The organism is Marinobacterium sp. xm-g-59 (assembly GCF_013283315.1).
GTDB lineage: Bacteria > Pseudomonadota > Gammaproteobacteria > Pseudomonadales > Balneatricaceae > Marinobacterium_E.
In genome coordinates this window covers 61437-86686 of sequence record NZ_WBYR01000002.1, presented here as the reverse complement: position 1 = coordinate 86686, position 25250 = coordinate 61437, and the positions used below count along the sequence as shown (strand labels likewise).

The 25250-nt window shown below is 48.3% G+C and carries 27 protein-coding genes and 4 tRNA genes; 22 read left to right on the top strand and 9 right to left on the bottom strand.

Annotated features, from left to right (window positions below; genetic code table 11):
- Positions 1 to 60 precede the first annotated feature (60 nt).
- From XMG59_RS02855 to XMG59_RS02840, 4 genes are all read left to right on the top strand, one after another.
- A complete protein-coding gene (locus XMG59_RS02855) occupies positions 61 to 2256 on the top strand; it encodes a YgiQ family radical SAM protein (RefSeq protein WP_173480554.1) in 2196 nt (731 codons plus the stop codon).
- Positions 2257 to 2634: 378 nt separating this feature from the next.
- The gene (locus XMG59_RS02850; RefSeq protein ID WP_173480555.1) at positions 2635 to 2847 is read left to right on the top strand and encodes a cold-shock protein; all 213 of its coding nucleotides are present in this window, start codon (positions 2635 to 2637) and stop codon (positions 2845 to 2847) included.
- Between the two features lie 109 nt (positions 2848 to 2956).
- Complete coding sequence (locus XMG59_RS02845; protein WP_173498179.1) at positions 2957 to 3508, top strand: elongation factor P hydroxylase; 552 nt, start codon at positions 2957 to 2959, stop codon at positions 3506 to 3508.
- Complete coding sequence (locus XMG59_RS02840; protein ID WP_173498178.1) at positions 3496 to 4005, top strand: hypothetical protein; 510 nt, start codon at positions 3496 to 3498, stop codon at positions 4003 to 4005. Before XMG59_RS02845 ends, XMG59_RS02840 begins: the two co-directional genes overlap by 13 nt.
- A 4-nt stretch (positions 4006 to 4009) precedes the next feature.
- Here the strand turns inward: XMG59_RS02840 and XMG59_RS02835 are convergent, their stop codons facing one another.
- From XMG59_RS02835 to XMG59_RS02825, 3 genes are read right to left on the bottom strand one after another with little or no spacing between them, the layout of a single operon-like run.
- Entirely contained in the window at positions 4010 to 4462 is a 453-nt protein-coding gene (locus XMG59_RS02835; protein WP_173494672.1) for a copper chaperone PCu(A)C, read from the bottom strand.
- A gap of 9 nt (positions 4463 to 4471) precedes the next feature.
- Positions 4472 to 5056: an SCO family protein gene (locus XMG59_RS02830; RefSeq protein WP_173480559.1), complete on the bottom strand. Its 585-nt coding sequence runs from the start codon at positions 5054 to 5056 to the stop codon at positions 4472 to 4474.
- The gene (locus tag XMG59_RS02825; RefSeq protein ID WP_173480560.1) at positions 5053 to 5490 is read right to left on the bottom strand and encodes a hypothetical protein; all 438 of its coding nucleotides are present in this window, start codon (positions 5488 to 5490) and stop codon (positions 5053 to 5055) included. Before XMG59_RS02825 ends, XMG59_RS02830 begins: the two co-directional genes overlap by 4 nt.
- A 162-nt stretch (positions 5491 to 5652) precedes the next feature.
- Between XMG59_RS02825 and XMG59_RS02820 the strand changes: the two genes are divergently transcribed.
- Both XMG59_RS02820 and XMG59_RS02815 read left to right on the top strand, forming a co-directional pair.
- On the top strand, positions 5653 to 6810 hold the full coding sequence (locus XMG59_RS02820) for a 4-phosphoerythronate dehydrogenase (protein WP_173498177.1): 1158 nt from the start codon (positions 5653 to 5655) through the stop codon (positions 6808 to 6810).
- On the top strand, positions 6807 to 7919 hold the full coding sequence (locus tag XMG59_RS02815; protein WP_173498176.1) for an ATP-NAD kinase family protein: 1113 nt from the start codon (positions 6807 to 6809) through the stop codon (positions 7917 to 7919). The genes XMG59_RS02820 and XMG59_RS02815 overlap by 4 nt, the downstream gene beginning before the upstream one ends.
- Here the strand turns inward: XMG59_RS02815 and htpX are convergent.
- From htpX to XMG59_RS02800, 3 genes are all read right to left on the bottom strand, one after another.
- A complete protein-coding gene (gene htpX, locus XMG59_RS02810) occupies positions 7916 to 8803 on the bottom strand; it encodes a protease HtpX (protein WP_173480563.1) in 888 nt (295 codons plus the stop codon). The genes XMG59_RS02815 and htpX overlap by 4 nt on opposite strands.
- A gap of 80 nt (positions 8804 to 8883) precedes the next feature.
- Complete coding sequence (locus XMG59_RS02805) at positions 8884 to 9252, bottom strand: hypothetical protein (RefSeq protein WP_173480564.1); 369 nt, start codon at positions 9250 to 9252, stop codon at positions 8884 to 8886.
- Between the two features lie 80 nt (positions 9253 to 9332).
- Complete coding sequence (locus XMG59_RS02800; protein WP_173498175.1) at positions 9333 to 10547, bottom strand: pyridoxal phosphate-dependent aminotransferase; 1215 nt, start codon at positions 10545 to 10547, stop codon at positions 9333 to 9335.
- 163 nt (positions 10548 to 10710) lie between these two features.
- Between XMG59_RS02800 and msrB the strand changes: the two genes are divergently transcribed.
- Positions 10711 to 11109 (top strand): peptide-methionine (R)-S-oxide reductase MsrB, encoded by a 399-nt coding sequence (gene msrB / locus XMG59_RS02795; RefSeq protein ID WP_173480566.1) that lies wholly within the window; start codon positions 10711 to 10713, stop codon positions 11107 to 11109.
- Positions 11109 to 11780 carry a DNA-3-methyladenine glycosylase I gene (locus XMG59_RS02790; protein ID WP_173480567.1) on the top strand — a complete coding sequence of 224 codons (672 nt, stop codon included), beginning with the start codon at positions 11109 to 11111 and terminating at the stop codon, positions 11778 to 11780. Before msrB ends, XMG59_RS02790 begins: the two co-directional genes overlap by 1 nt.
- A 21-nt stretch (positions 11781 to 11801) precedes the next feature.
- Here the strand turns inward: XMG59_RS02790 and XMG59_RS02785 are convergent, their stop codons facing one another.
- Entirely contained in the window at positions 11802 to 12359 is a 558-nt protein-coding gene (locus tag XMG59_RS02785) for a SecY-interacting protein Syd (RefSeq protein WP_173488586.1), read from the bottom strand.
- Between the two features lie 169 nt (positions 12360 to 12528).
- Between XMG59_RS02785 and XMG59_RS02780 the strand changes: the two genes are divergently transcribed.
- From XMG59_RS02780 to XMG59_RS02725, 12 genes are all read left to right on the top strand, one after another.
- Positions 12529 to 12605 (top strand) — tRNA-Asp (locus XMG59_RS02780).
- A gap of 51 nt (positions 12606 to 12656) precedes the next feature.
- Positions 12657 to 12732 (top strand) — tRNA-Val (locus XMG59_RS02775).
- A gap of 4 nt (positions 12733 to 12736) precedes the next feature.
- A tRNA-Asp gene (locus XMG59_RS02770) sits at positions 12737 to 12813 on the top strand.
- 198 nt (positions 12814 to 13011) lie between these two features.
- A tRNA-Val gene (locus XMG59_RS02765) sits at positions 13012 to 13087 on the top strand.
- Positions 13088 to 13103: 16 nt separating this feature from the next.
- Complete coding sequence (locus tag XMG59_RS02760; RefSeq protein WP_173494670.1) at positions 13104 to 14018, top strand: 1-aminocyclopropane-1-carboxylate deaminase/D-cysteine desulfhydrase; 915 nt, start codon at positions 13104 to 13106, stop codon at positions 14016 to 14018.
- 96 nt (positions 14019 to 14114) lie between these two features.
- On the top strand, positions 14115 to 14999 hold the full coding sequence (locus XMG59_RS02755) for an NAD(+) kinase (protein ID WP_173498174.1): 885 nt from the start codon (positions 14115 to 14117) through the stop codon (positions 14997 to 14999).
- A 2-nt stretch (positions 15000 to 15001) separates the two neighbouring features.
- Positions 15002 to 15964 (top strand): metallophosphoesterase, encoded by a 963-nt coding sequence (locus XMG59_RS02750; RefSeq protein ID WP_173483293.1) that lies wholly within the window; start codon positions 15002 to 15004, stop codon positions 15962 to 15964.
- Positions 15964 to 16824 (top strand): rhomboid family intramembrane serine protease, encoded by an 861-nt coding sequence (locus tag XMG59_RS02745; RefSeq protein WP_173480572.1) that lies wholly within the window; start codon positions 15964 to 15966, stop codon positions 16822 to 16824. Before XMG59_RS02750 ends, XMG59_RS02745 begins: the two co-directional genes overlap by 1 nt.
- A gap of 80 nt (positions 16825 to 16904) precedes the next feature.
- Positions 16905 to 17174, top strand: coding sequence for a YeaC family protein (locus XMG59_RS02740; protein WP_173480573.1), 270 nt, complete (start codon positions 16905 to 16907; stop codon positions 17172 to 17174).
- The gene (locus tag XMG59_RS02735; protein WP_173484650.1) at positions 17167 to 18009 is read left to right on the top strand and encodes a DUF2797 domain-containing protein; all 843 of its coding nucleotides are present in this window, start codon (positions 17167 to 17169) and stop codon (positions 18007 to 18009) included. The genes XMG59_RS02740 and XMG59_RS02735 overlap by 8 nt, the downstream gene beginning before the upstream one ends.
- An 11-nt stretch (positions 18010 to 18020) precedes the next feature.
- Positions 18021 to 20624 carry an aminopeptidase N gene (gene pepN / locus XMG59_RS02730; protein ID WP_173498281.1) on the top strand — a complete coding sequence of 868 codons (2604 nt, stop codon included), beginning with the start codon at positions 18021 to 18023 and terminating at the stop codon, positions 20622 to 20624.
- 14 nt (positions 20625 to 20638) lie between these two features.
- Entirely contained in the window at positions 20639 to 21025 is a 387-nt protein-coding gene (locus XMG59_RS02725; protein WP_173498173.1) for a hypothetical protein, read from the top strand.
- A gap of 43 nt (positions 21026 to 21068) precedes the next feature.
- Here XMG59_RS02725 and XMG59_RS02720 read toward each other — a convergent pair whose 3' ends face one another.
- Positions 21069 to 22682, bottom strand: a complete 1614-nt coding sequence (locus tag XMG59_RS02720; RefSeq protein ID WP_173484652.1) for a GMC family oxidoreductase — start codon at positions 22680 to 22682, stop codon at positions 21069 to 21071.
- 116 nt (positions 22683 to 22798) lie between these two features.
- On the opposite strand from XMG59_RS02720, the gene XMG59_RS02715 reads away from it, so the two are divergent.
- Positions 22799 to 23695 carry a LysR family transcriptional regulator gene (locus XMG59_RS02715; protein WP_173480577.1) on the top strand — a complete coding sequence of 299 codons (897 nt, stop codon included), beginning with the start codon at positions 22799 to 22801 and terminating at the stop codon, positions 23693 to 23695.
- On the opposite strand, the gene XMG59_RS02710 is transcribed toward XMG59_RS02715, so the two are convergent.
- The gene (locus XMG59_RS02710) at positions 23674 to 24288 is read right to left on the bottom strand and encodes a riboflavin synthase subunit alpha (protein ID WP_173480578.1); all 615 of its coding nucleotides are present in this window, start codon (positions 24286 to 24288) and stop codon (positions 23674 to 23676) included. The two genes, XMG59_RS02715 and XMG59_RS02710, sit on opposite strands and share 22 nt — an antisense overlap.
- 80 nt (positions 24289 to 24368) lie before the next feature.
- Here XMG59_RS02710 and XMG59_RS02705 point away from each other — a divergent pair, with 80 nt between their 5' ends.
- A complete protein-coding gene (locus XMG59_RS02705) occupies positions 24369 to 25250 on the top strand; it encodes a TIGR01777 family oxidoreductase (protein WP_173483288.1) in 882 nt (293 codons plus the stop codon).

Here is a 25250-nt window from a genome sequence, read left to right as displayed (position 1 = left end):
AGATCTTCTAACTGCTCTCACGTATAATTTCACCATACTCATTAGATCTCTGGATTGATCATGCAAGCCACTCCAACAATCACCTCGATTGCTCAGCGTAACGATGCTCCGCACGCACCGTTTTTGCCGCTGTCTAAAGCTGAGATGAAGAAGTTGGGTTGGGACCAGTGTGACATCATTATCGTGACCGGTGATGCCTATGTTGATCATCCATCGTTTGGTATGGCCATCATTGGCCGTCTGCTGGAGTCGCAGGGTTTCAAGGTAGGTATTATTGCTCAGCCAGATTGGCAGAGTGCTGAGGCCTTTAAAGTATTGGGTAAGCCTCGCTTATTCTTTGGTGTTGCGGCGGGTAACATGGATTCTATGATCAACCGTTATACGGCCGATCGTAAAATTCGTTCTGATGATGCCTATACGCCGGGTGGTAAAGCCGGTAGCCGACCTGATCGTGCCAGCATTGTCTACAGCCAGCGCTGTCGAGAAGCTTATAAAGAGGTTCCCATTGTATTGGGAGGTATCGAAGCGTCACTGCGTCGTATTGCTCATTATGACTACTGGCAAGACAAAGTTCGTCGCTCAATACTGCTCGACTCCAGGGCGGATATATTGCTCTACGGTAATGCTGAACGTGCCATTGTTGAAGTGGCTCAGCGAATGTCAGCCGGCGAATCGGTTGGCGACTTGACCGATGTCCGAGGCACCGCTTTTATTCGCACGGATACGCCCGAGGGCTGGATGGAGATAGACTCCACTCGTATCGATAGACCGGGCAAAATTGATCGAATGATCAACCCCTATGTTAACACCCGAGACCTTGAACAGTGTGCGTTGGAAAAGGGTTCCAAAGAGGAGCCTGAGGCTGATGAAGTTCAGGTTCTGCATATTGAACCTAAGGTGCACCTTGATCGCAGTAAAACAGTCATTCGCATTCCCCCATTTGAAAAAGTCTCTAAAGATCCTGTTCTCTACGCTCATGCGAGCAGAGTACTCCACTTAGAGACAAATCCCGGTAATGCTCGCGCGTTAGTCCAACAGCATGGTGATCAAGAGGTGTGGTTGAATCCACCTCCGATTCCATTGACCACTGAAGAGATGGATTTCGTTTTCGGGCTTAACTACGCACGTGTTCCACACCCGATCTATAAAGGGCAAGAGATCCCTGCCTACAAGATGATTCGGTTTTCGGTGAACATCATGCGCGGCTGTTTTGGCGGTTGTACTTTCTGCTCCATTACAGAACACGAAGGGCGCATTATTCAGAATCGCTCTCACGAATCGATTTTAAATGAGATTGAAGAGATCAGAGATAAAGTCCCAGGCTTTACAGGGGTTATCTCAGATTTAGGCGGGCCAACGGCCAATATGTATCGAATTGCCTGTAAGTCACCGGAGATCGAAAAGTCCTGTCGTAAGCTCTCTTGTGTCTACCCGGAGATATGCCACAACTTAAATACTGATCACTCCTCATTGACGGAGCTTTATCGCAAAGCACGCAAAACAAAAGGGGTGAAGAAGGTGATGATTGCGTCAGGTCTTCGCTACGATTTGGCTGTGGAAGACCCTGAATACGTGAAAGAGCTGGTGACCCATCATGTTGGTGGTTATCTAAAGATCGCGCCTGAGCATACTGAACGAGGTCCGCTCGATCATATGATGAAGCCGGGCATTGGTACTTACGATGCGTTTAAGAAGATGTTTGAACGCTTCTCTAAAGAGGCAGGGAAGGATCAGTATCTGATTCCTTACTTCATCGCTGCGCACCCCGGTACCACTGACGAAGATATGATGAATCTCGCTGTCTGGTTAAAGCGCAATGACTTTAAAGCGGATCAGGTGCAGGCGTTTTACCCTTCACCGATGGCGACCGCTACCGCCATGTACCATACCGGTCGTAACCCTCTGAAACGTCAAAGCTACAAAAAGTCTTCAGAGCGGGTTGAGACGGTCAAAGGTGAAAAACAGCGTCGTTTACACAAAGCATTCCTACGCTACCACGACCCTGAAAATTGGCCGCTGTTACGTGAGGCTCTGAAGTCGATGGGACGTGCTGACTTGATAGGCGATGGCCCTAATCATTTGATTCCTTCAAACAATTCAGAGGGTGATCAATATAAGAGTCCGCGCCGTAAGAACGTTAATAAGCAAAGTAAGAGTGTTAAAAAAGGTAGATTATTGACTCAGCATACAGGCTTGCCACCTCGTGGTAAGGCTAAAAAAGGGTCATCTAGCGTTAAAAAGCGGCAAAAAGCGTAACATTGATAAAAAATAGTTGTATTCGGCACTAACTGGATTAAACTTAACTCAGTTGTTTACGTTGTGGCGTTTGAAACGTCCAGAGAAACAAGTTGCACTAGAGCTTAACCCTAGGGTTGGCTGGAACACCGAAAGTAAAACTTCGCATCTGATCTTCTGCTCCTTATCCACTCTGAACTAAGCACTAATTTTGTTAGTTTTGAGTGTTGTGTCATCGTTTTGTCACTTCATCCTGCTAATAAATAACTGGGTTACAAGATAGGCTTGTAATTTAGTTCGCGGCACAGGTCGCACTCAGGCCAAGTCATTGACTTGGTAGATAACTCCCCTCGGGGATGCACTAAAGTTCCTAAATGGGACAGGATTAAGAGGCAAGAAATGTCAGAGCAGCTAACTGGTACAGTTAAATGGTTTAACGACGAGAAAGGTTTTGGTTTCATTCAGCAGGAGAACGGCCCAGACGTATTCGTTCACTTCCGTGCTATCAACGGTACTGGTCGTCGTACACTAGCTGAAAACCAGCAAGTAACTTTTGAAGTTACTCAGGGCCAGAAAGGTCCTCAAGCTGACAACGTAACTGTTGTAGCATAAGAGTAAGATTCTTAGAAAAAAGCGCCATATGGCGCTTTTTTTGTGCCTATCAGATTAATCCCAGACGTTAACCGGACTATAATCTAACGATCTTTTTCTGGAGCCTGATATGGATTTCGATCCTCAAGTCGATCAACTGATTGAGTGTTTTAATACTCTCTTTTTGGAATCCCTTAATACCGAACTGGTCCGGGGTGATGGGGAGCCCATCTACCTGCCTGCCGACGCGGATTATCCTCATCATCGAATTATCTTTGCACATGGATTCTTTGCGAGTGCGTTGCATGAGATTGCTCACTGGTGTGTGGCGGGGCCGAAAAGACGACAGCTTGAGGATTTTGGCTACTGGTATAAGCCAGATGGTCGAACAGAAGAGGAGCAGGCCGAGTTTGAGCGAGTGGAGGTTTCCCCCCAAGCTTATGAGTGGATTCTAACGGTATCGGCGGGTCGAAAATTTCATTTCAGTGCCGATAACCTCTCTCAAGGGTTAGGAGCTTCAGATAGCTTTAAAGAGGCTGTTCTTAACAGGGTGCATCAACTGCTCGACAATGGAATGAACCCACGCTTGAAAGCGCTCAGCGAAGCTCTGAGAACACTCTATGCTGTGGAGCCTCTGAGTGTCGATCAGTTCCAATTAGAGAGTTATTCGTGCGCCAGTTAAGCATCACTGCAACCGATTGGCTTTTACAGGCCAAAGGCAATGACTGGTCTCTCTTTGCTAGCGTTACTAATCGCTTTAACTATCTAAGATTGACGCTGCCGACAAAAGAGTATCTTTACGCTGAAGGTGAGCAGGAACTGGGTCAATCAGATCGAGGTGTGTGGGTGCTCGGTGTATTTGATCATGTCGAGCAGTTACAGTACTTTCTTGCGTTGCATAACGACAACCCATTAAAAGTGCCGGCGCTGAAAATTGAGCAGAGTTGGCCAGTGGTGGCATACCAAGAGCAATCTCTAATGGATTATCCACACTACTCAGGGGTCTATCGTGTCGGTTTCAAATCCTATCGGGTGACTCAAGAGATAGACGGATATCGGGTGGAGTATATTGACGGTTATAAAGCGGCACTGCTGGGAGTGTTGGAGTCAGAGGTTGATGCCTGTCTAGCACTCTACAGCCACTTCGACAGTCGTACCCGTGGCTGTAAGATGTGCTGATCGATCAATGCTGCATATCCTGCTTCATCTCTTTTTTCATACCAGGCTTTTGAATCATTTTGACGGGCACTTCTAATGCTTGGCTAGTTCCATCACTGAAATTTAATTTCAGATCGATTGTCTGATCGATGGAGAGTGGCTCCTTTAGTCCGATAAACATCACATGTAGGCCGCCTGGTTTCAAATGAGTGGTGCTGTTTGCTGGCAGATCAATGGCAGGAATTTTTCGCATACGCATCACTTCACCATCTTTGATATGAGTATGCAGCTCGACCACTTTAGAGATAGAGGACTCAGCTGAAACCACTTGAAGATCGGCACCACTGTTTTTGATATCCATGAATGCGCCGGTCATTTTCTGGCCCGGTGGAACAGCACGCACACGCGCATCTGAAATCTCGACCTCGGCCTGGGCAAGGGTGCTTGTTAAAAGTGACGCGATTAACAGTTTTTTCATCTTAGTTTCCTACTGCAAGATGGAACGGATTTTCTCAACAAGTTGGTTGGGATTGTTGTGTGAGACGCTTCCTAGAAACTCACCTTGTTGATCGATTAGATAGATTTTAGAAGAGTGGTCGACGGTGTAGCCCATCGCTGAATCAGGCTGCTCGACCATTCGATAGTAAGCCCCGTACAGTTTAATCGCGCTGTCGATCTGCTGACGGCTGCCGGTCATACCAAGAATGAGAGGCGAGAAAAACTGAGAGTAGACCTGTAGCTGTTCCAGTGAATCCCGATCAGGGTCGACGCTGTAAAAAATGGGTTGAATTTGGTTTAGTTGCTCATCATCGAGTTCATTGAAAGCAAACTTCATACTGGTTAAAGAGGTGGGGCATATATCGGGGCAAGAGGTGTAGCCAAAATAGAGCAGTACCAACTTGCCTCTGAAGTCACTCAGTGACAGATCGCCATCAATACTTTTACCCTGAAACTCACCACCCAGCTGAATCGGTTGGTAACTGTTATTGGGCTTTAGGTAAACCAAGCTAACAATGACGGCTGCCAATATCAGCATCACAATAACGAGTAGATTTTTATTGCGAGTCTTCATCGTGCGTCAAACCTCAATTCAACAATCTCTTGTTTCGAATCCGTTTCAAAAATCACCTTTGCTAGCCAGGTCATCGTCCCTGTGGTGCAGACGGCTAACTGAGTCCGTCCCTGCCAAAGGTGTTCACTCTTTTCCATTTCAAACTGGTTAACGCCCATGTACATATCGGCGCCTTGCAGATCGACCCAAACTCGATTGATCCCAGGTAGATCAGTTTCAGCCGTCAGAGTCATATTGTTCAGAGATCGAGCTGGCATCGGTCCCAGTGTAAAGCGGTACCGAATATCATCGTTAACGACTTCGCATCTGCCGCTGTTGATATCACAATGTGACACCGGTTTCGGTCCCAAAAAGAGTTGAGAAGCCCAAGTTAAAAGTACTATGGAACTGATCAGGAACAGACTGATAACGATTCGCTTAGGTGGATTAGTCACTTAAATTCCTAACTCTATTTTGCGTATGTTTTCATGCTCGAGCCTAACAGTGAACCAACTTTACGTTTATTTACACGGCTTTTTACACCGGATCAGTGGTATCAGTTCAGATCGCACTTTTATCGATAGGCCGTATAATACAGCTCTTCAAAAGGGGTGTTCATGATAAAGCTCAAAAAAGTCATTGTTGCAGATGAGAATATGCCGGCCGTTGAGACATTGTTCTCCTCCTTCGGTGAAGTTCGCCGTGTGGCGGGTCGCTCAATAGAACCCAGTCAGTTGGCTGAAGCTGATACGCTTCTCGTACGTTCTATTACCCAAGTTAATGCACAGTTATTGAGTGAGACTAAGCAGTTAGAATTTGTCGGTTCGGCGACCATAGGTATGGATCATATGGATTCTCACTACTTGACTGAGCGCGCAATTCCCTTTTCTAACGCAGCAGGCTGTAACGCCGATTCAGTTGTGGATTATGCGCTAGCAGCTATTTATGAATATGCCGAACAGAGAGCCTTAGATCCACGGAATCTCTCATACGGGGTGGTCGGTGCTGGTAATGTTGGCTCTCGGTTAGTTAGCCGTTTAACTGCGCTGGGGGTTAATGTCCTTGTATCAGATCCCCCTCGTGCTCTTCGGGACCCAACCTTTATAGATACCCCTCTCGCGCAGTTAATGGCCCAGTCGGATGTTGTCTGTTGTCATCTGCCGTTAACCAACAGCGGTGAGCATGCAACCCATCACTTGATTGGCGAGTCGCTTTTGCAGCAGCTGATTCCAGGAGCACTGCTTTTAAATGCAGGACGGGGGCCCACCATCGATGGTGAAGCGCTCTTAAGCTTTGCCAAGCAGAGAACCGACGTCACCTTGGTGATGGATGTGTGGGAAGAGGAGCCGACAGTCGACCGTGAATTGGCCTGTCGTGTGTTGATCGGTACGCCCCATATAGCGGGTTACAGTTTAGAAGGTAAGTTACGCGGAACTTACATGCTTTATGAGCGTTACTGTGAGATTTTAGGTCTTGAGGTTTCTGCGGCTTTCGACGGCCTTTTGACAGATTACCCGACCCCAAAACTTGAATTAACTCAACAGACAACGATTCAACTGGTGATTCAATCTGTCTACTCCATAAAGGAGGATCATCAGCGTTTTATAGACTCTTTGACCCCTGCGGAAAATCAACCTAAAGCCTTTGATCAATTGAGAAAGAGTTACCCGGTGCGTCGAGAGTTTTCATCGCTGAAGCTGACCGGTCAGACGACAGGCGCGATGAAAGTTCAGCTTGCAGCTTTAGGGTTTAAGGTGGATGAGGTGCAGGTATGAAGTTTCGCTTAGGCGTATTGGTCAACCCTTATGCCGGTATTGGTGGCAGTGTTGCATTGAAAGGGAGTGATGGTGAAGCGATCAGAGATGAGGCTTTAAGCCGAGGTGCTCAGCAGCTTGCTCCGGTCAAAATGCGTCACGCCCTTGAGGCCATAAAGAGTGATCAAATTGAGCTGTTTACCTGGGGCGGTGCCATGGGTGAAGAGTCAATTAAAGAGTTAAAGTTAGAGTGCCTTGTCTTAGGTTCACCGCAGCACTGGCCGACCAGTGCAGAGGATACGTTGATCGCTGCTAGAGCAATGGTTGACGAGGGTGTCGATCTCATTCTGTTTGCGGGTGGTGACGGTACGGCACGCAATATTTATGAAGCCATTGGGCAACAGGTGCCTGTCCTTGGCGTTCCGGCGGGTGTGAAGATTCATTCAGGCGTCTATACCCTGACCCCTTCGCTAGCAGGGTCATTAATTACTGATCTTATCGAAGGGCGTCTGGTTCGCATGGAGCAGGCTGAGGTTCGCGATATTGATGAGTCTGAGTTTAGGCAGGGCCGAGTTCGTGCAAAATATTATGGCGAACTGCTTGTGCCTGCAGAGCATCAGTATGTGCAGTCTGTGAAAGAGGGCGGCAAAGAGGTTGAAGAGCTTGTAGTCGCTGATATCGCGGCCGATTTTGTTGAGCAGATGGATCCCGAACTTCTCTATGTGATGGGATCCGGCACAACCGTCGCGGCGATCATGGATGAGTTGGGACTCGAAAATACGCTGTTGGGTACCGATCTTATTAAAGATGGAGAGGTTGTCGCTAGTGATTGTTCAGCACAGCAGTTACTTGAGCTAGTGGGGGATGCGCCTTTCAAGATTGTCATCACACCGATTGGCGGGCAGGGGCATCTTCTTGGTCGCGGTAATCAACAGTTGAGTCCTGAGTTGATTCAAAAGGTGGGACTGCAAGGTCTCTATGTCGTTGCGACACGCTCTAAAATCGTCGGACTTAATGGGCGCCCGCTTATTATTGACAGTGGTGACCCAGAGCTGGATCGAAAACTAACCGGTGTGGTGACGGTGCACACCGGTTATCGAGACGCCGTTATCTACCGAGTCGGTATTTAACGACGGTTTTGAAGAGCTTCAATACGAGCCGCTAAAGGAGGGTGGCTCGCAAACATCTCCATAAAGCCCTGCTTCTTGATGCTGCTGATGCCAAAGGCCGTTAGCTGTCCGGATAGCTCTTGCGCTTGACCCGATTCAGCCTGCAGTCTCTGAAGAGCATTAATCATGCCCTGCTTGCTTGCTAGGTCTGCACCTGCTTCATCAGCTCGGAACTCACGGCGACGCGAGAACCAAGCCACAATCATATGAGCAAATACGGCAAAGACCATCTCGGCGATAAAGGTCGCGATGTAAAAGCCTATACCAACACCGCCTGAGTTGTCGCCACGGCGCAAGAAGCTATCAACGGCGTAACCGACGATACGAGCTAAGAACATAACAAAGGTATTGATAATTCCTTGAATCAACGACAGCGTAACCATGTCGCCATTCGCAACGTGACCTACCTCGTGTGCCAGTACCGCTTTCACTTCATCGGCTTTGAATCGCGATAAAAGACCGCTACTGACCGCAACCAGTGCGTTGTTCTTATTCCATCCAGTCGCAAAGGCATTCGCTGCATTGGATGGGAATACCCCCACTTCTGGCATGCCAATACCGGCTTTTTGAGCCAGTTCTGCCACCGTTTCAACCAGCCATTTCTCCTCGGCATTGCGAGGTTGCTCAATAATTTGAGTGCCCGTTGTTCTCTTCGCCATCCACTTAGAGATAAACAGAGAGATAAATGAGCCGGCAAAACCAAACACTGCACAAAAGGCTAGTAGAGCGCCAAGGTCTAGGCCGTTCGATGTTAGGTATGGACCAACGCCAAGGATGTTAAGCGTCAAGCTGGCCACCAGAATGATGGCAAGGTTGGTCGCTAAGAAAAGGATTATTCTGAGCATTTAGGTTGCTTCCTCAAACAATTTATCTATTAACACAAATTGTGGCGAAGCAACCTAAATTCAACCTTAAAGGTGAACTCTTAAAGGTTAACGACGCGAGCTTCGATAGCGTTACGCAACTCTTGGTAAGAGTCGATGTTCTCTGGTGCGAAATAGAGTTTGTAGTAGACCTTTTCACGCACGCGGTTGATCCCTTCACGACTATCACCGGTCATCGATGCGTAGGTGTGAGCCATTTGCAAGTGAATGACCAGAGTGCCTGCCGGTTGAGTAAATGAGTGTCCCGCTAGGTCAACGCGCTGGCGCGGTTCATGTTGTGAGTAGAAAGAGATCTCACCAATGTGCGCCATGTTGATTAGAAAGTTTGATGTGATGTCCACAACCAGCTTCTTATCCATGCCGTTGTGGTTCATCTTAATACCGCGATCTTTTTTGATCTTTAAAAACATAACTACTCCTGTTAGTTAGTCGCACTATAGTCGCTAATTGTGACAGTGATACGACATGGCTCCATTCCGTAGAGCTCGGGTTACTGTTTATAGGTTTTCAGGAAGGTGCCAATTCTAGAGATGGCATCTTCCAAGAGTCTTGGTTCCGGTAAAAATACAATCCTAAAGTGCTGAGTATCCGGAAGGTTGAAACCGCTACCATGCACAATGAGCACCTTTTGCTGCTGAAGTAGATCCAGTGCGAATTTCTCATCGTTGCTGATGGGATGGACCTCGGGATCTAACTTCACAAAGCAGTACATTGCCCCTTTGGGTTTAACGCAGCTGACACCGGGGATCTCATTTAGCATCTTGTAGGCGATATCTCGCTGATCGCATAGGCGACCACCAGGAACAATCAGTTCATTGATCGATTGGTAACCGCCTAGCGCGGTTTGAATGGCATTCTGCGCCGGAACGTTGGCACACAGGCGCATGTTCGCCAACATCTCTAAGCCTTCGATGTAGTCGGTTGCCGTGTGCTTAGGTCCACTCATAAACATCCAGCCTGAACGGAAGCCCGCTGCACGGTAGGTTTTGGATAAACCGTTAAACGTACAGACCAGCACATCATCAGTCAGTGATGCGATCGAAGTGTGTTTCGCTTCGTCGTAAAGAATTTTATCGTAGATCTCGTCAGCAAAGATGATCAGATTGTGTTCACGCGCTAGTTCGATAATCTCTTTAAGGACCGATTCTGGGTACAGCGCACCAGTTGGGTTGTTGGGGTTGATCACTACTATCCCACGGGTGTGCTCAGAAATTTTGCTGCGAATATCCTCTATATTTGGGAACCACTCGCGCTCCTCGTCACACTGATAGTGAACCGGTATACCCCCTGCTAGGCTGACGGCTGCGGTCCATAGCGGATAGTCTGGTGCAGGGATTAACATCTCGTCGTTATCGTTGAGAAGCCCCTGCATTGCCATCACGATCAGCTCTGAGACACCGTTCCCAATGTAGATATCTTCAATGGTGACATCTTTGATGCCTTTGCGTTGTGACTCCTGCATGACCGCTTTACGAGCTGCAAACAGCCCTTTTGAATCACAATAACCCTGCGCGCTTGGCAAGTTGTAGATTACGTCTTGAACAATCTCGTCAGGGGCATCGAAGCCCCATGGGGCCGGGTTACCGATATTCAGTTTTAAAATTTTGTGGCCATCCTCTTCCAAGCGTTTTGCTTCTTGAAGGACAGGTCCACGAATGTCGTAACATACATTGTTGAGTTTGTTGGACTTTCTAATCTGAGACATCGGTAGAGCTCTTCTCACGGGGAGATTAATTTAAAGGGGATCGATTTGAGTAGAATACGTCGTACTACCAACGTGTTGATAAGCAAACCGTGTTAGTTGTAACTATACGACTTTGCTCGGTTTGGGTATAGAGTTTACCGAGCTCTTAGAGAGGTTTTTCACAATGCAATATGATGATTTAAAAGACGATGAGTACTGGCGAGATAAATTGTCACCTGAAGAGTTCTACATATGTCGCCAGAAAGGGACAGAGCGCGCTTTCACTGGGGCCTATTTTGATGAGAAGCGATCAGGTCTTTATCGCTGTAAATGCTGTGATGCTGAACTCTTTGATAGCTCTCTGAAATATGATTCTGGATGTGGTTGGCCTAGCTTCTTTGATGAGTTGGGTGAGGGTAGGGTGGATCAGCATCCCGACCATTCACATGGTATGGTGCGTACAGAAATCACCTGCAGTCAGTGTGGATCTCATTTGGGGCATATATTCCCCGATGGTCCACAGCCAACCGGTGTTCGCTACTGTGTTAACTCTGCATCTCTTAACTTTGAACCGGATCACTGATGAAACCTTTTTCACACCTTCTGCAACAGGCTAAGCATTTTTACCCCGATTGGAGCGATGCCGAGCTGCTGGGTCCACGGGCGGCTAATCGGACAGAACTTATGGCAACACCGGACGATCGTATATTGTCGGCGATGACCTGGCGTATCTTCTGTGCAGGGCTCAAGCGCTCGTTAGTGGACGGTAAGTGGCCCGCTTTTGAGAAAGCATTCTTTGGTTTCGATCCTGAAAAGGTCTCGTTGATGAGTGATGATCACCTTGATGCCTTAATGCAGAACAGGGATCTCATTCGCCACTTTGGAAAAATTAAAGCAACTCGTATCAACGCTTTGATGATTCATGAGGTCAGTCAAAAACAGGGTAGCTTTGGTCAGTTTTTGGCTGATTGGCCGGTCGAGGACACCGTCGTTGGCTTATGGGCCTATCTGAAAAAAGAGGGATCACAGTTGGGTGGTAACTCAGGAGCCTATGCACTTCGAATTGTCGGTCGCGACAGTCCAGTCCTGACAGATGATGTAGTGGTCGCGTTAAAGGCGCAGGGCGTTGTTGATAAGCGTCCCTCGGCTAAACGTGATCTACTTCTGGTTCAAGAAGCATTTAACCAGTGGCGTAGCGAATCTGGCGTTGATCTGTGCCAAATCAGTCGTCTTTTGGCTAGGTCGATTGGTTAATCGATCTCCTAATCAGTTGGGTCACTGGTGATGGATACAATTCACCTGGCTGAGAAAGCTCTCTAGATCTTCAGCAATGACACTGAACTTTTTCTGTCCTGGCTTCTCTAGAAGCACACGACCTGTCTCGCTCTCCACCGAAAGAATCTGATCGCCATCCGGTTCAGTAGTAGCAAAGAAGAAGCTGATGTTTTGTCGCAAGCGTCTTTTGTTCAGAGCATGGCCAATGAGGTTCTCTCTTAAGCGCTCCAGATCCTCAGGGTTCCAGACAAAGATGAGACTTAATTCGCCCTCGGTATGGGTTGCTAAGATGGGTTGTGACCAATAACTGGTGTAGTAATCAATGATCGATTGGGGAATCTCTATCTCTAGAGCTTCTGAAAGTCGCTCAAACATGTCCAGAGTCGAGTTATTGATAGGGCTGGGTAACCACTCAGACTCTTGGTCAACCTCATAGCCTGGCAGCAGTGCAGGGCTCAACCAATCCTCTTCAACCAGAAGTGTTGGATTACCCTGTTGTTTGCATTCGGTTTTGAATTCGTCGAAGAGGCGAGTCAATTGAGCGGTAACGGCGGACATGTCATTTCTCTCTAATTTATCCAGCGCGTAGGTTAACAAATAATCAACCTTCAGTTTGGTTAAAAAAAATCGCTATTTTTTAGAAAAATATCGGATAAAGGTTTGACTCTGATCGAAAAGCCATTAAAATTCGCACCCTGTTCTTGAGCAGCAATGCTCAGTTACTGCTGGAGCGGTAGTTCAGTTGGTTAGAATACCTGCCTGTCACGCAGGGGGTCGCGGGTTCGAGTCCCGTCCGTTCCGCCATCTTTCATGAATTGGTTTGAAAGATTACGTCGCAAGACAAACCACCGTTATGGGCGAATAGCTCAGTTGGGAGAGCATCTGCCTTACAAGCAGAGGGTCGGGGGTTCGAACCCCTCTTCGCCCACCATAACGGAGCGGTAGTTCAGTTGGTTAGAATACCTGCCTGTCACGCAGGGGGTCGCGGGTTCGAGTCCCGTCCGTTCCGCCATTTTGAGATTGACAAGTTAGAATACCTGCCTGTCAGCTCATGTGGGATGTTCAGGGTCGCTAAGTCCCGTCCGTTCCGCCATTTACGAGTTCGCAGTTCTCTGATTCTGCAGCTTTTGTTGGAGCGATCTTGAAAAGGTCGCGATTCATCGCATCGTCGATGACAATGCTCCAACGAATTAGCACACGCCTACGATATGGGCGAATAGCTCAGTTGGGAGAGCATCTGCCTTACAAGCAGAGGGTCGGGGGTTCGAACCCCTCTTCGCCCACCATATCGAGTTCTGATTCATGCAGACACCTTCAATCTCTATCGAAACTATAAATCTACCTAACGGCTTTAGTTTTGATTTATTGCGTCTAGATCAAACTGATCGTCTGATTTCGGGCAATAAGTGGTTCAAACTGCTCCCTAATCTCTCTAAACTCAACCTTGGTGATCTAGTGGCCAGCTTTGGAGGTCCTCACTCCAACCATATTCACGCACTGGCCTACGCGGCACAGAATCTAGAGCTTAAGTCGGTTGGTTTTATTCGCGGTGAACCTCAATCCACACCAACACTTGAGGATGCTAAAGCCTGCGGCATGCAGTTGATATTCATCGATCGTGACACCTATCGTGAAAAGCCTACTCAGTCGCTGGCGGATCAATATCAGTTAATCAATCCCTACTGGATACCGGAAGGGGGAAGTAATCATAGCGCCGTCGAAGGCTGTGCCTCTATCTGGCATCAAGCCTGTTTGCAGAATCGCGTCTACGATCAGGTCTATGTGGCGGTGGGATCTGGGGGAACTTTGGCGGGTTTAGTCGCTGGAGCGCCTGATGGAGTCGAGCTGATTGGGTTGTCTGCTCTAGGAAGCCTCGCCGACCTAAATGAACGTGTCAGTGAGCTGCTGACACAAGCAGGTCATCTTCAAACGGAGCAATCCGTGCAGTGGTCTATTGAGGTGGCTCTGCAGCAACGCTATGGCAAGGTGACTGCTGAACTAGCGGCCACTCAGGTTCGAGCTCAGATTCTAGGTCTACTGCTAGACCCAATCTATACCTTGCGAGTATTCCACTATCTGAATCGTCAGTATCTCAAGCATCGTTTAACAGGGAAGCGTCTACTGATGGTTCATACCGGAGGTTTGCAAGGTCTTAGGGCTCAGCAAGAACGTATCAACCGTCTGGCAAATGAGTTTGTCGGCCCTCTCCCTTTTTAACGGCTTTTAACACCTAGGTCGGCTAACGTTCTCCCTCTACAAGCTTTATACTGCTGTCTAATCATTCATTGATATCCGCAGGGAAACGCACAGGGTATGTATCAATTTCGCAATATTGGTCTTATAGGCCGCTTAGGAAGTAAAAAAGTCATCGATACCATGAAGCAGCTCATTCGCTTTCTTGAGCAGCGTCATTTGAACATTGTCATTGACGATAAGATTTCAGAGATAATGCCTGGCCATGGTCTGCAGGTCTCGCCGCAAAAGCTGATGGGCGAAGTGGCTGATCTTGTGATCGTAGTGGGTGGTGACGGAAGTCTGCTTGGGGCTGCACGCTCATTGGCGTCGTCAAATGTGCCTGTGTTGGGTGTTAACCGCGGTAATCTTGGCTTCCTAACGGATATTAAACCTGAAGAGATCGAAGAGATGGTCGATCAGGTTCTAGAAGGCCACTACGTAGTTGATAAGCGTTTCTTGCTGGATGTCACCGTGAAGCGCAATGGCGAACCCATCGCCGAGACAACGGCCCTTAACGACTGTGTGTTGCACCCAGGTAAAGCGACTCGAATGATTGAGTTTGAACTCTGGATTGAAGGTCAGTATGTCTACACCCAGCGTTCAGATGGTTTGATCGTCGCAACACCAACAGGATCTACCGCCTACTCACTGTCAGCCGGTGGTCCTCTGATGCACCCTAAACTGGACGCGTTGGTCTTAGTTCCAATGTTCCCGCATACACTATCAAGCCGCCCAATTGTGGTAGACGGTAACTCTGAGCTGAAACTGGTGATCAGTGAAAATAATGAAACATACCCGTCCGTAGCCTGTGATGGCCAAAGTAACATCGCTTTGGCGCCTGGTGATACCGTGACGATCAGTAAGAAGCCACAAAAGCTGCGCCTGCTCCACCCAGAAAACTACGATTTTTACAGCACCTGCCGGACCAAGCTCGGTTGGAGCTCAAAGCTCTGGGATAAGTAGTTTTGCAGAGACAGGGTATAGATTTAATTGGCGATATCCACGGCTGCGGCGAGAGTTTAAAGCTTCTGCTCAACCGCATGGGATACAGGGAAATTGATGGTGCATACCGTCACCCTAACCGCCGCGTTATTTTCCTCGGTGATGTAATCGATCGTGGTCCACGCATTGTTGAGACCTATGAGATCGTTCGGGCCATGGTGGAAAAGTCGGGCGCCGAAATTGTCATGGGTAACCACGAATACAACTACTATTGTTATAAAACGCCTAAGGGTGATGGTAGTGGTGACTTTCTTCGTGAGCACACGCCCAGACACCAACGCATTGTTCAAGAGACTTTAGATCAATTTGCTCATCGTCAATCGGATGAACAAGAGCTGTTGGATTGGATTGAGTCGATTCCACTGTTCATCGAGCATGATGATCTGCGAGTGGTGCATGCCTGTTGGCACTCAACCTTGATCAACCGTTTAAAAGAGCGAGTAGGTTCTGCTCCAGTCGTGGATAAGCAATTTCTTTTGAACTCTGTCAAACCGCACAGTTTTGAGTTCTTGGTCATGGATCGATTGACCCGTGGCACCCATTTGCGACTGCCCAACAATGAAGTGATGATCAGCAAAGATGGATTTAGACGCCACTTCTTCAGAACTCGTTTCTGGGCGCAAGAGCCTAAACGAATGGGGGATGTGGTGTTTCAACCTGATCCTTTGCCGGAGCATATAGCTCGTACCGAGCTAACACCCGCTGATTACGTGGATCTGCAGTTCTATTCGCGCGATGAGCGGCCACTGTTTATCGGCCACTACTGGTGTGAAGGTGAACCTAAACCGGTTGCCGATAACATCGCCTGCCTAGATTACAGTGCGGTTAAATACGGTAAGTTGGTGGCCTACCGATTCGATGGTGAAAAGACGCTCGATAGCAGCAAGTTCATCTGGGTCGATGTCGATGCGGAGTTCCCGCGCTAGTGGTTCCTGTGGTTAAAACCGATCTAACGGTCGATCTAACAGAGTTCACCCAATTTTTATGGGCTAACGCCATTCCTCATCGGGTGGTGGAAGAGGGTGACAGCCAAACACTCTTTGTTGCGGCCCACATTAACCGCGAAAAAGTCCTCGAACTCTTTCAATATTGGCGAGAGGGTGGGGATCTCGCTAGCATCAATGTGCAAGTTCACAACCCTAAAAGCCGATCCCCCTTTAAAATTTCAGAGCTAAAACAACTGCCTGCGACGGCTTTACTGATTTTCCTATCGGCCATCATCACGCTGCTCATCGATTTCGGTGGCAATGCCAGCTGGATGGTGAGATTCAGTTTTGCCGACTTTACACTCAGCTCCAGCCAGATTGAGTATCACACACTGAGTACTATGCTCTCATCGGGAGAGTTGTGGCGGATTTGGACTCCGATGTTTATGCACTTCTCTCTGCTACATATCTTGTTTAACCTGCTTTGGGTCTGGATGATCGGTGGTTCGATAGAGCGCCTTCAGGGGACGACCCACTTCTTGCTGCTGGTGCTTTTCTCGGCAGCTCTCTCTAATCTGGCTCAGTTTTGGGTGACGGGCCCGCTCTTTGGTGGCCTCTCTGGTGTCGTCTTTGCTGTGTTGGGTTACACCTGGTTATGGGATCAATTGAGCAGTAGGCCATTGTTTAGGCTCCCTAAAGCGCTGTTTGGGTTCATGATTTTTTGGTTGGCTCTGGGATATACCGGAGCGCTGGAATTCATAGGTTTAGGGGCTATTGCTAATACCGCTCATTTGGCCGGTCTGCTGTCGGGTTTGGCCTTCGCACTGATTAGCCGAGTTTGGCTGCCCAAATCCTCTTAAAAGCCAGTATCAAAAGCCCTCTCAAACGATCCTCTCTATGGTATTCTGAACGCTTGAAATTTGAATGAATGGGTAGCGGTTTGAATTACGAAAAAATGATCGAAACCATGACGCCTGATGTCTATCAGGCGCTCAAAGTGGCCGTTGAAATTGGTAAATGGCCCAATGGTGAAAAACTATCTCCTGAACAGCGTGAGACCAGTATGCGTGCGGTCATTGCCTATGAGGTGGCGCGTGATATTCCAGAGGATCAGCGTGTAGGTTTCATCGATCGTACTCGTCCTGATGGAAAACAGCATGGTTCGGATCCAATGCAGCCTGACGTGTTGAGAATCCTAACCGATGACTAATGACGCTTTATCGCTGCGAGCAGAGGGTATATTGGAGAAGATGCGAGTGCATCTCGACTCTCCTGTCCGTTATGAGCTATCCCTGAACGGCGAGGCTGGTCCGTTAGTGAATGATTTTATTGGCCAACCCATTCGCCTTGAATACATCGGACAAATCAACTGCCTCTCCTGTGGTCGTAAATCCAATAAAAGTTTCAATCAAGGTTTCTGTTACCCCTGTTTCAAAAAACTTCCGGGCTGTGACACCTGTATCGTTAAGCCTGAAACCTGTCACTTTGCCGAAGGAACCTGTCGTGATGAAAGCTGGGGTTTGAAGAACTGTTTTGCCCCGCATATCGTCTATCTTGCCAACTCTTCAGGGCTCAAGGTGGGCATTACTCGCCAAACCCAGATCCCGACTCGCTGGATTGATCAGGGTGCTGTGCAAGCACTTCCGATTATGGAGGTCGATAACCGCCTGCAGTCAGGTCTTGTTGAAACGATATTTGCTAAACAGGTGGCCGATAAAACCAATTGGCGTGCCATGTTGAAAGGCGATGTTCTGCCTCTTGATCTGAAACAGGAGCGCGATCGTCTGTTTGAACTCTGTGATGAGCCCTTGCAACAGCTCATCAGTGCTCAATCTGGCGATGCGATCCGTAAGCTGGATGCAGAGGTCGTTGAAATTAACTTCCCAGTGCGTAACCACCCCACCAAGGTAACCAGTTTTAACTTTGATAAAACGCCCATTGTAGAGGGCATCCTAGAAGGGGTTAAAGGCCAGTACCTCATGTTAGATACGGGCGTGATCAACCTGCGCAAGTTTGGCGCGTACAACATTAAATTTTTCGCGTGATTGGAGAGACAATCTTGAGTGAACAACCCAACACAATTTATCTAAAAGATTACCGTGTTCCTGAATTTTTGATCGACTCAGTAGCGCTTCGTTTTGAATTGGATGAAGAGGAGACGTTAGTCTTTGCAACATTGCAGATGCGCCGTAACCCCGAATCTCATCTTCGCAACGCCCCTCTGATTTTAAATGGCGATAAAGACCTTCAGCTCAAACGAATCTGCATTAATGACCAACAGGTGCCTGAAGGCGAGTATAAGGTCACGGATGAGTCACTGACGATTGAGGTTGTTCCTGATCAATTTACTCTGCAAACGCTCTGTCGCATTCAGCCACAGCTGAACACTGCATTGGAGGGTCTCTACCGTTCGGATGGTGTCTTCTGTACCCAATGTGAGGCAGAGGGCTTTAGACGCATCACCTATTACCTTGATCGCCCTGATGTGATGTCCCTGTTTGAGACAACCATCATTGCTGATCCCGAACAGTATCCCGTGTTGCTATCAAACGGTAATGCCGTTGATAAAGGGGTCACTGATGACGGACGTCATTGGGCTACTTGGCAGGATCCACACCCCAAACCCGCCTACCTGTTTGCTTTAGTGGCGGGTGATTTAAGCTGCATTGAAGATCAGTTCACAACAGCCTCTGGACGTGAAGTTCAGCTGCAAATTTTTGCTGAACCTAAAGATCACGACAAGCTTGCCTATGCGATGGACTCCCTAAAGAGATCGATGCGCTGGGATGAAGAGGTCTATGGCCGTGAGTACGATCTTGATATCTACATGATCGTGGCCGTCGACTTCTTCAACATGGGTGCGATGGAGAATAAAGGCCTCAATATCTTCAACACCAGTTGTGTATTAGCCAGTCAAAAGACCACTACAGACCTTGGGTTTCAGCGAGTAGAGGCGGTGGTTGCTCATGAGTACTTCCATAACTGGTCAGGCAACCGTGTCACCTGTCGTGACTGGTTCCAGTTAAGTCTTAAAGAGGGCTTTACCGTCTTTCGTGATGCGGAGTTCTCGGCCGATATGAACTCGCGAACCGTGAAGCGAATCGAAGATGTGACACTGCTGAGAACGGCACAATTTGCTGAAGACGCTGGCCCCATGGCGCATGCGGTGAGACCGGAATCGTTTATCGAGATCTCAAACTTTTACACGCTGACCGTCTATGAGAAAGGCGCAGAAGTGGTGCGCATGATCCATCAGCTTTTGGGTGAAGAGACCTTCAGAAAAGGGACGGATCTCTACTTTGATCGTCATGATGGCCAGGCCGTTACGACGGATGACTTTGTGGCCGCGATGGAAGAGGCTTCAGGACGCGACTTAACACAGTTTAAACGCTGGTATTCCCAAGCAGGTACTCCTGTGGTTGAGGTCTCTGATCAGTGGGATGCTGCATCAGGAACCTACCAGCTGACCTTTAAACAGAGCTGCCCAAGCACTCCAGGTCAAGATCATAAAGCACCCTTCCATATGCCCATCCGTTTTGGACTGCTCACACAGGAGGGGACGGAACTCTCTTCAGGTGTTTTGGAACTTACGGAAGAGGTACAGAGCATTAGTTTCGAAGGCCTTTCTGAACAGCCAACTCCGTCTCTGCTTCGCGGCTTCTCAGCACCGATTAAGTTGCGTTTTAACTACACGGATGAGCAACTGCTGCATCTGATGCGTTTTGATACTGACGGCTTTAACCGTTGGGAGTCGGGACAGCGCTACTTAGTGAACAAACTGCAAGCAGGCATTGCGGGTGCGGCGGTCGAATCCAACGCAGCGCTTTTAGATGCTTGGCGAGCGTTACTGGAAGATGAGTCCTTAGATGAGGCGATGCTCGCTAAGTTATGCACCTTGCCGAGCGAAGCCTATCTGAGTGAATTAGCTGAGGTCATTGACGTTGAAGCGATTCACGCGACTCGTAAAGCTTTTGTCAAAGCCCTAGGCAAAGCCCTAGCACCAGAGTGGTTGGCAGTCTATCAGCGTTGCACCTCTAAAGAGGCTTACCAACCAACTGCAGATCAAGTGGCTAAGCGCAGTCTGAAAAATTTAGCCTTGAGTTACCTGATCGCGGCTAACTATGAAGGCGCCATTGAGTTAGCAATGGAGCAGTTCAACAGCGCTGATAATATGACCGATCAACAGTCTGCACTGGCGGCACTGGTTCACTCTGAAGATGCCCAAGCAGCTAAACAGGCGCTTGCGGCATTCAAGCAGCAGTGGTCAGGTGAAGCGCTGGTGATGAACAGTTGGTTCTCACTGCAGGCCTGTGACTCCAAAGAGGGCGCTCTGGATCGAGTTAAAGCACTTGAAAACGATGAGCTATTTGATGCAAAAAACCCCAATAAACTGCGCAGTCTGATTGGTGCTTTTGCCAGTGCAAACCCAGTTCAATTCCATGCGCCGGATGGCTCGGGTTACCAATACTTGGCTGATTGGATCATTCGCTTGAATGAGCAGAACCCTCAAATTGCATCGCGAATGTTAACGCCTTTAACTCGCTGGAAGCGCTATACTAGTGATAAGCAAAAGTTAATGAGAGCTCAACTGGAACGCATCATGAAGCAGAAGGCGCTGTCGCCCGATGTTTATGAAGTCGTCAGTAAGAGCTTGGTGTAATAGGAGTCATTGGTATGGCTATCTCTATCGATTCTGCGATTAAGTTTGATCTGCAACAGAACTACCGTCGTTACCTGAACTTTCTAGATCAGTACGGGGCTGAAAACGATGCACTGAAAAATGCGCGAAGCTCTAAGGTCTGGATTGTTGCATTGGTGCTACTGATCTTCGCTCTAGCCTCTGATTTCTTCTTAGGCGCGAGTGCTGCTCTGTTTGGTATCTTCTTCTATCGAGTCGTGATGGCTTGGTTGGAGGTGAGAAAAGCGGAAGAGGGGCGTGAACAGGCAGAACGCTGGTTCTCGACTAAGGGGTTTAAGTTCGAAGGACGCATACTCTTCTTCAAAGAGGACGAAATGCTGGAAGAGCCTGTAGATCCTTTTGATGAGCGAATCTACAAATAGTCTCAATCCCAAAGGGGCAGATCATTGATCTGCCCCTTTTAGTTTAAGCGTTATCCTCAAGGATCATGTCAGACGCTTTCTCTGCAATCATAGTGATCGGTGCATGAGTATTACCCGAGGTAAGGGTTGGCATCACTGAACCATCCACTACGCGCAGACCGTCAATGCCGTGCACTCTCAATCGCGCATCCACAACGGACATCTCATCACTGCCCATTTTTGCGGTGCCGACCGGGTGGAATATTGTTGTACCGACATCACCTGCGGCCTTCGCGAGCTCTTCATCCGATTGAAGCTGTGCGCCCGGTTTTAACTCAATTGGATTAAATTCACGTAAACGCTGAGTCGCCATTAGCTTGCGAGCGTGGCGTAAGCTATCTGCTGCAACCTTGCGATCGCCGTCCGTCGAAAGGTAGTTCGGTTTAATTGCTGGCGGAACATTAGGATCGGTCGATTGAATATGACAGGTACCGCGGCTCTCTGGACGCAGGTTACAGACCGAGACGGTGATAGCCGGAAACTCGTGCAGATCCTCACCGAATTTCTCAAGCGATAGAGGTTGAACGTGATACTCAATGTTCGCCGTAGCATGCTCATCCGAGGATTTAGTAAAGATACCGAGCTGACTGGGGGCCATTGACATTGGGCCTGAACGTTTTAAGAAGTATTCAGCCGCAATTTGCGCTTTACCCAACAGGGTTGACTGCCACTCATTCAGAGTTTTTGTGTTTTCAACGGTGTAGATGGTTCGCAACTGTAGGTGGTCCTGTAGGTTTTCACCGACACCAGGGAGCTCGTGCACCATCTCGATTTTGTGCTCCGCTAAAACCTTGGCAGGGCCAATGCCAGAAAGCTGTAGAATTTGTGGCGAATTGATCGCACCGGCACTGAGCAGTAGCTCTTTATCGGTCGTTACGCTCGCAACTTGCCCGTTAACGATGAGATCAGCACCCACAACGCGTCGGTTTTCAATACGCAGCTTGGTGACTTGAGCGTGAGTCATAATGGTGAGATTAGGACGTGCTTTAACGGGGTTGATAAAGGCTTTGCGTGCATTCCAGCGAATGCCATTTTTTTGGTTAACTGGGAAATAACCTGACCCCTCATTATCACCACGGTTGAAGTCTGAGGTTTTCGGTACATCAACCTCTTCAGCCGCCTCTCGAACGGCTTCTAGAATCGGCCAGCTCAAGCGCTGCTCTTGAACGAACAGTTCCCCTTTATCATTGTGGAACTCATCAGCGGGTTGGTAGTGTCGTTCAGAGCGTTTGAAATAAGGAAGAACCTCTTGCCAGCTCCAGCCTTCATTGCCTAATGATGCCCACTCATCATAGTCACGCTCTTGCCCACGCATGTAGATCATGCCGTTAATCGAAGAGCAGCCCCCCATTACTTTACCGCGAGGGTAGATAAGTGAACGACCATTAAGCCCCTCTTCGGCATCGGTTGAGAAACACCAGTCAGTTTTTGGGTTGCCTATACAGTAGAGGTAACCCACTGGAACATGTACCCAAAACTGGTTGTCACTGCCACCCGCTTCAAGCAGAAGCACACGAGTATTTGGATCTTGACTCAAACGGTTGGCTAATACACAGCCGGCAGACCCAGCGCCAACGATGACGTAATCGTAAGTTCCAAGATCTTTGACAGTAGACATGGCGTTATCCTTTCTATGCTTATTAGTGTGTGCACCATCTTATGATTATTTGTGCAGTAATTTTTGATTATTTTGCTGGTTTGTTGTGCTAAATTGCACAGATGATGGATGATAAATTGAATTGGAACGATCTGCGTTACTTTCTCGAGGTCGCTCGCGCGGGTCGTTATTTGACTGCAGCAAAACGAATGGGCGTGAACCATACAACGGTGTCGCGTCGAATAGCCGCTCTTGAAGATGCGTTGCAAACCCCACTGTTTGAGGCGGATGATAAAGGCTTGCACCTCACTCCGGCCGGTGAAGCTGTTTTGCCTCTGGCTCAACAGTGTGAAGACATTACTGTCTTGACCAAAGAGAGAGCGGCTTCAGATCAGCGATCCCTATCCGGGAACCTAAGAATTGGGGCGCCAGATGGTTTGGGAAACCTCTTTATAGCAAATCAATTAACCCATTTTGTCCATCGTAACCCTGATCTAAACCTACGCTTGGTACCCGTTCCACAGAGCCTTAACTTGATGAAGCGTGAGGTGGACATAGCGATCACATTGGAGCCCTCTGAGAGGCGGGATATTCATTGTAAGAAACTGACGGACTACCAGCTTTTTCTCTATGTAGGTCGTGAGTATCTGCAGAATAATTCCGTAGATTTAGAGGATATTGAATCGGTTAAACAGCACCCGTTTGCCGGTTATATTCCCGATATACTCTACACTGAGCAGTTAGGGTTTAACCGATTGATCGATGACCAACTGATTGAGCGCTTTCAGGGGGCAACCGTGATGTCCCAATTCCAGTTTATTGCTAATGGTGGAGGGTTTGGGGTGTTACCCCATTATATGGTGCAAGATGACCCGCGTTTTGTTCAGGTTCTGCCAAAGGAGATTAGCTTTATACGAAGCTACTGGCTGCTGACGCCTCTAGAGCTGAGGCGTCGCGCCAATGTTCGTTCTATCTCAACTGAGTTAGAGCAGTTAATCGCGCAGCACAGAGATCAGTTTTTGCCGCGCTCCTGAAGGTATCGTTCGACCGTATCGACAATCGCTTGCGTTTGAGGGTCGATCTCTAGGTTGATCAGATCACCTACCTTAGCTTTGCCAAACAGTGTGCGCTCCAAGGTTTCTGGGATTAGCCAAACAGAGAAACGGTCATCCGTTACTTGCGTCATCGTCAAACTACAGCCATTCAGTCCGACAAACCCTTTATCCAATAGATAGGGTGCCCATTGGCTCGGACGATCAAACTCAACTCGGCAATTGGTCTCTGTCTTTTCGATCGCTGTTATCGCTACTCGGTCGCAAATATGGCCCGACATTAGGTGCCCACCAATCTCATCGCCAATCTTAGCGGCACGTTCAAAATTGACCAGTGACCCGACCTGCAAATCGCCAAGGTTGGTCAGTTCTAGTGTCGATTGGATCGCATCAAACTTGGCTCTGTTACCTTCAAATGAGGTAATCGTTAAACAAGTACCATTAAGTCCGACACTGGCTCCGATCTGGAAGTTATCACAACAGTTTTCCGGGAACTCAAGCTGCAATGTCATAAAATTATCGGCTGGGGTGAGGGCAGTGACTGTCGCCACACCTTGAACAATACCAGTAAACATTATCGATTCTTCCTTTAGCTTTAGCAGTCCGAACGCTAGCATGGGACGTAGATAAAGCAAACAGTTAAGGGTTTAACAGCATGCACATTCTTTTGACAGGCGGTACAGGGTTTATTGGTGATGCAGTCGCTAGAGCGCTCGTCGCTCGAGGTGACCGAGTCACTCTATTGATACACAAACGATCCTCGAAAGTGGCCGGTGTTCAAACAATCTCAAATTTGTCTGACTTGAACACCGCTGTCGATGCCATTGTCAATTTAGCAGGCTTACCGATCGCTGATAAACCTTGGACTCACTCGCGAAAAGTGGCCCTGCGTGCCAGTCGTGAAGGAGTTACGGGGCAGTTAGTGCGTTGGATTGCTCAACAAGAGGTTAAACCCAAGGTGCTAGTCAGTGGCTCAGCGATCGGTTTTTACGGGGCGACTCGCAGTAATCAGACGCTTTCTGAGGCGGATCAACCTCTGGTTCAAGACTTCTCCAGTGAGCTTTGCAAAAGCTGGGAGAACATTGCCTTAAGTGCTGAACAAGAGGGTGTCAGAGTGGCGCTACTCAGAACGGGCATCGTGCTTGGTAAGGGTGGCGCCCTGAAGAAGATGCTACCTGCCTTTAAACTGGGCTTAGGTGGTCGCATTGTCGACGGCCAGCAGATGATGTCCTGGATTCATCTAGACGATCAGGTCAACGCCATTCTATTTTTGATTGATAACCCTGATGCGAGTGGGCCATTCAATTTGACCTCACCTAATCCAGTCTCCAACCAAGTATTTACAGAAGAGCTTGGCAAAGTCTTGAAGCGTCCAACCTTTTTGCCAATGCCAGCTTTTATGCCTAAGTTGATGCTTGGCAAAGAGGGGGCTGCACTGCTGACTGAAGGGTTGGCTGTGATTCCTGCGAAGTTGACTCAGCACGGATTTGATTTCAAATACCCTTCACTCGATCAGGCCTTAACCGCTGTTATCTAA

Excerpts from the sequence above, each read along its gene's own strand:
- XMG59_RS02815 (WP_173498176.1), top strand. The coding sequence starts at position 6,807 with ATGAAGTTTCGCTTAGGCGTATTGGTCAACCCTTATGCCGGTATTGGT.
- msrB (WP_173480566.1), top strand. The coding sequence starts at position 10,711 with ATGCAATATGATGATTTAAAAGACGATGAGTACTGGCGAGATAAATTG.
- htpX (WP_173480563.1), bottom strand. The coding sequence starts at position 8,803 with ATGCTCAGAATAATCCTTTTCTTAGCGACCAACCTTGCCATCATTCTG.
- XMG59_RS02710 (WP_173480578.1), bottom strand. The coding sequence starts at position 24,288 with ATGTTTACTGGTATTGTTCAAGGTGTGGCGACAGTCACTGCCCTCACC.
- XMG59_RS02845 (WP_173498179.1), top strand. The coding sequence starts at position 2,957 with ATGGATTTCGATCCTCAAGTCGATCAACTGATTGAGTGTTTTAATACT.
- XMG59_RS02855 (WP_173480554.1), top strand. The coding sequence starts at position 61 with ATGCAAGCCACTCCAACAATCACCTCGATTGCTCAGCGTAACGATGCT.
- XMG59_RS02830 (WP_173480559.1), bottom strand. The coding sequence starts at position 5,056 with ATGAAGACTCGCAATAAAAATCTACTCGTTATTGTGATGCTGATATTG.
- XMG59_RS02760 (WP_173494670.1), top strand. The coding sequence starts at position 13,104 with ATGCAGACACCTTCAATCTCTATCGAAACTATAAATCTACCTAACGGC.
- XMG59_RS02800 (WP_173498175.1), bottom strand. The coding sequence starts at position 10,547 with ATGTCTCAGATTAGAAAGTCCAACAAACTCAACAATGTATGTTACGAC.
- XMG59_RS02835 (WP_173494672.1), bottom strand. The coding sequence starts at position 4,462 with ATGAAAAAACTGTTAATCGCGTCACTTTTAACAAGCACCCTTGCCCAG.
- XMG59_RS02725 (WP_173498173.1), top strand. The coding sequence starts at position 20,639 with ATGGCTATCTCTATCGATTCTGCGATTAAGTTTGATCTGCAACAGAAC.
- XMG59_RS02735 (WP_173484650.1), top strand. The coding sequence starts at position 17,167 with ATGACTAATGACGCTTTATCGCTGCGAGCAGAGGGTATATTGGAGAAG.
- XMG59_RS02720 (WP_173484652.1), bottom strand. The coding sequence starts at position 22,682 with ATGTCTACTGTCAAAGATCTTGGAACTTACGATTACGTCATCGTTGGC.
- XMG59_RS02850 (WP_173480555.1), top strand. The coding sequence starts at position 2,635 with ATGTCAGAGCAGCTAACTGGTACAGTTAAATGGTTTAACGACGAGAAA.
- XMG59_RS02805 (WP_173480564.1), bottom strand. The coding sequence starts at position 9,252 with ATGTTTTTAAAGATCAAAAAAGATCGCGGTATTAAGATGAACCACAAC.
- XMG59_RS02820 (WP_173498177.1), top strand. The coding sequence starts at position 5,653 with ATGATAAAGCTCAAAAAAGTCATTGTTGCAGATGAGAATATGCCGGCC.
- XMG59_RS02755 (WP_173498174.1), top strand. The coding sequence starts at position 14,115 with ATGTATCAATTTCGCAATATTGGTCTTATAGGCCGCTTAGGAAGTAAA.
- XMG59_RS02705 (WP_173483288.1), top strand. The coding sequence starts at position 24,369 with ATGCACATTCTTTTGACAGGCGGTACAGGGTTTATTGGTGATGCAGTC.
- XMG59_RS02790 (WP_173480567.1), top strand. The coding sequence starts at position 11,109 with ATGAAACCTTTTTCACACCTTCTGCAACAGGCTAAGCATTTTTACCCC.
- XMG59_RS02785 (WP_173488586.1), bottom strand. The coding sequence starts at position 12,359 with ATGTCCGCCGTTACCGCTCAATTGACTCGCCTCTTCGACGAATTCAAA.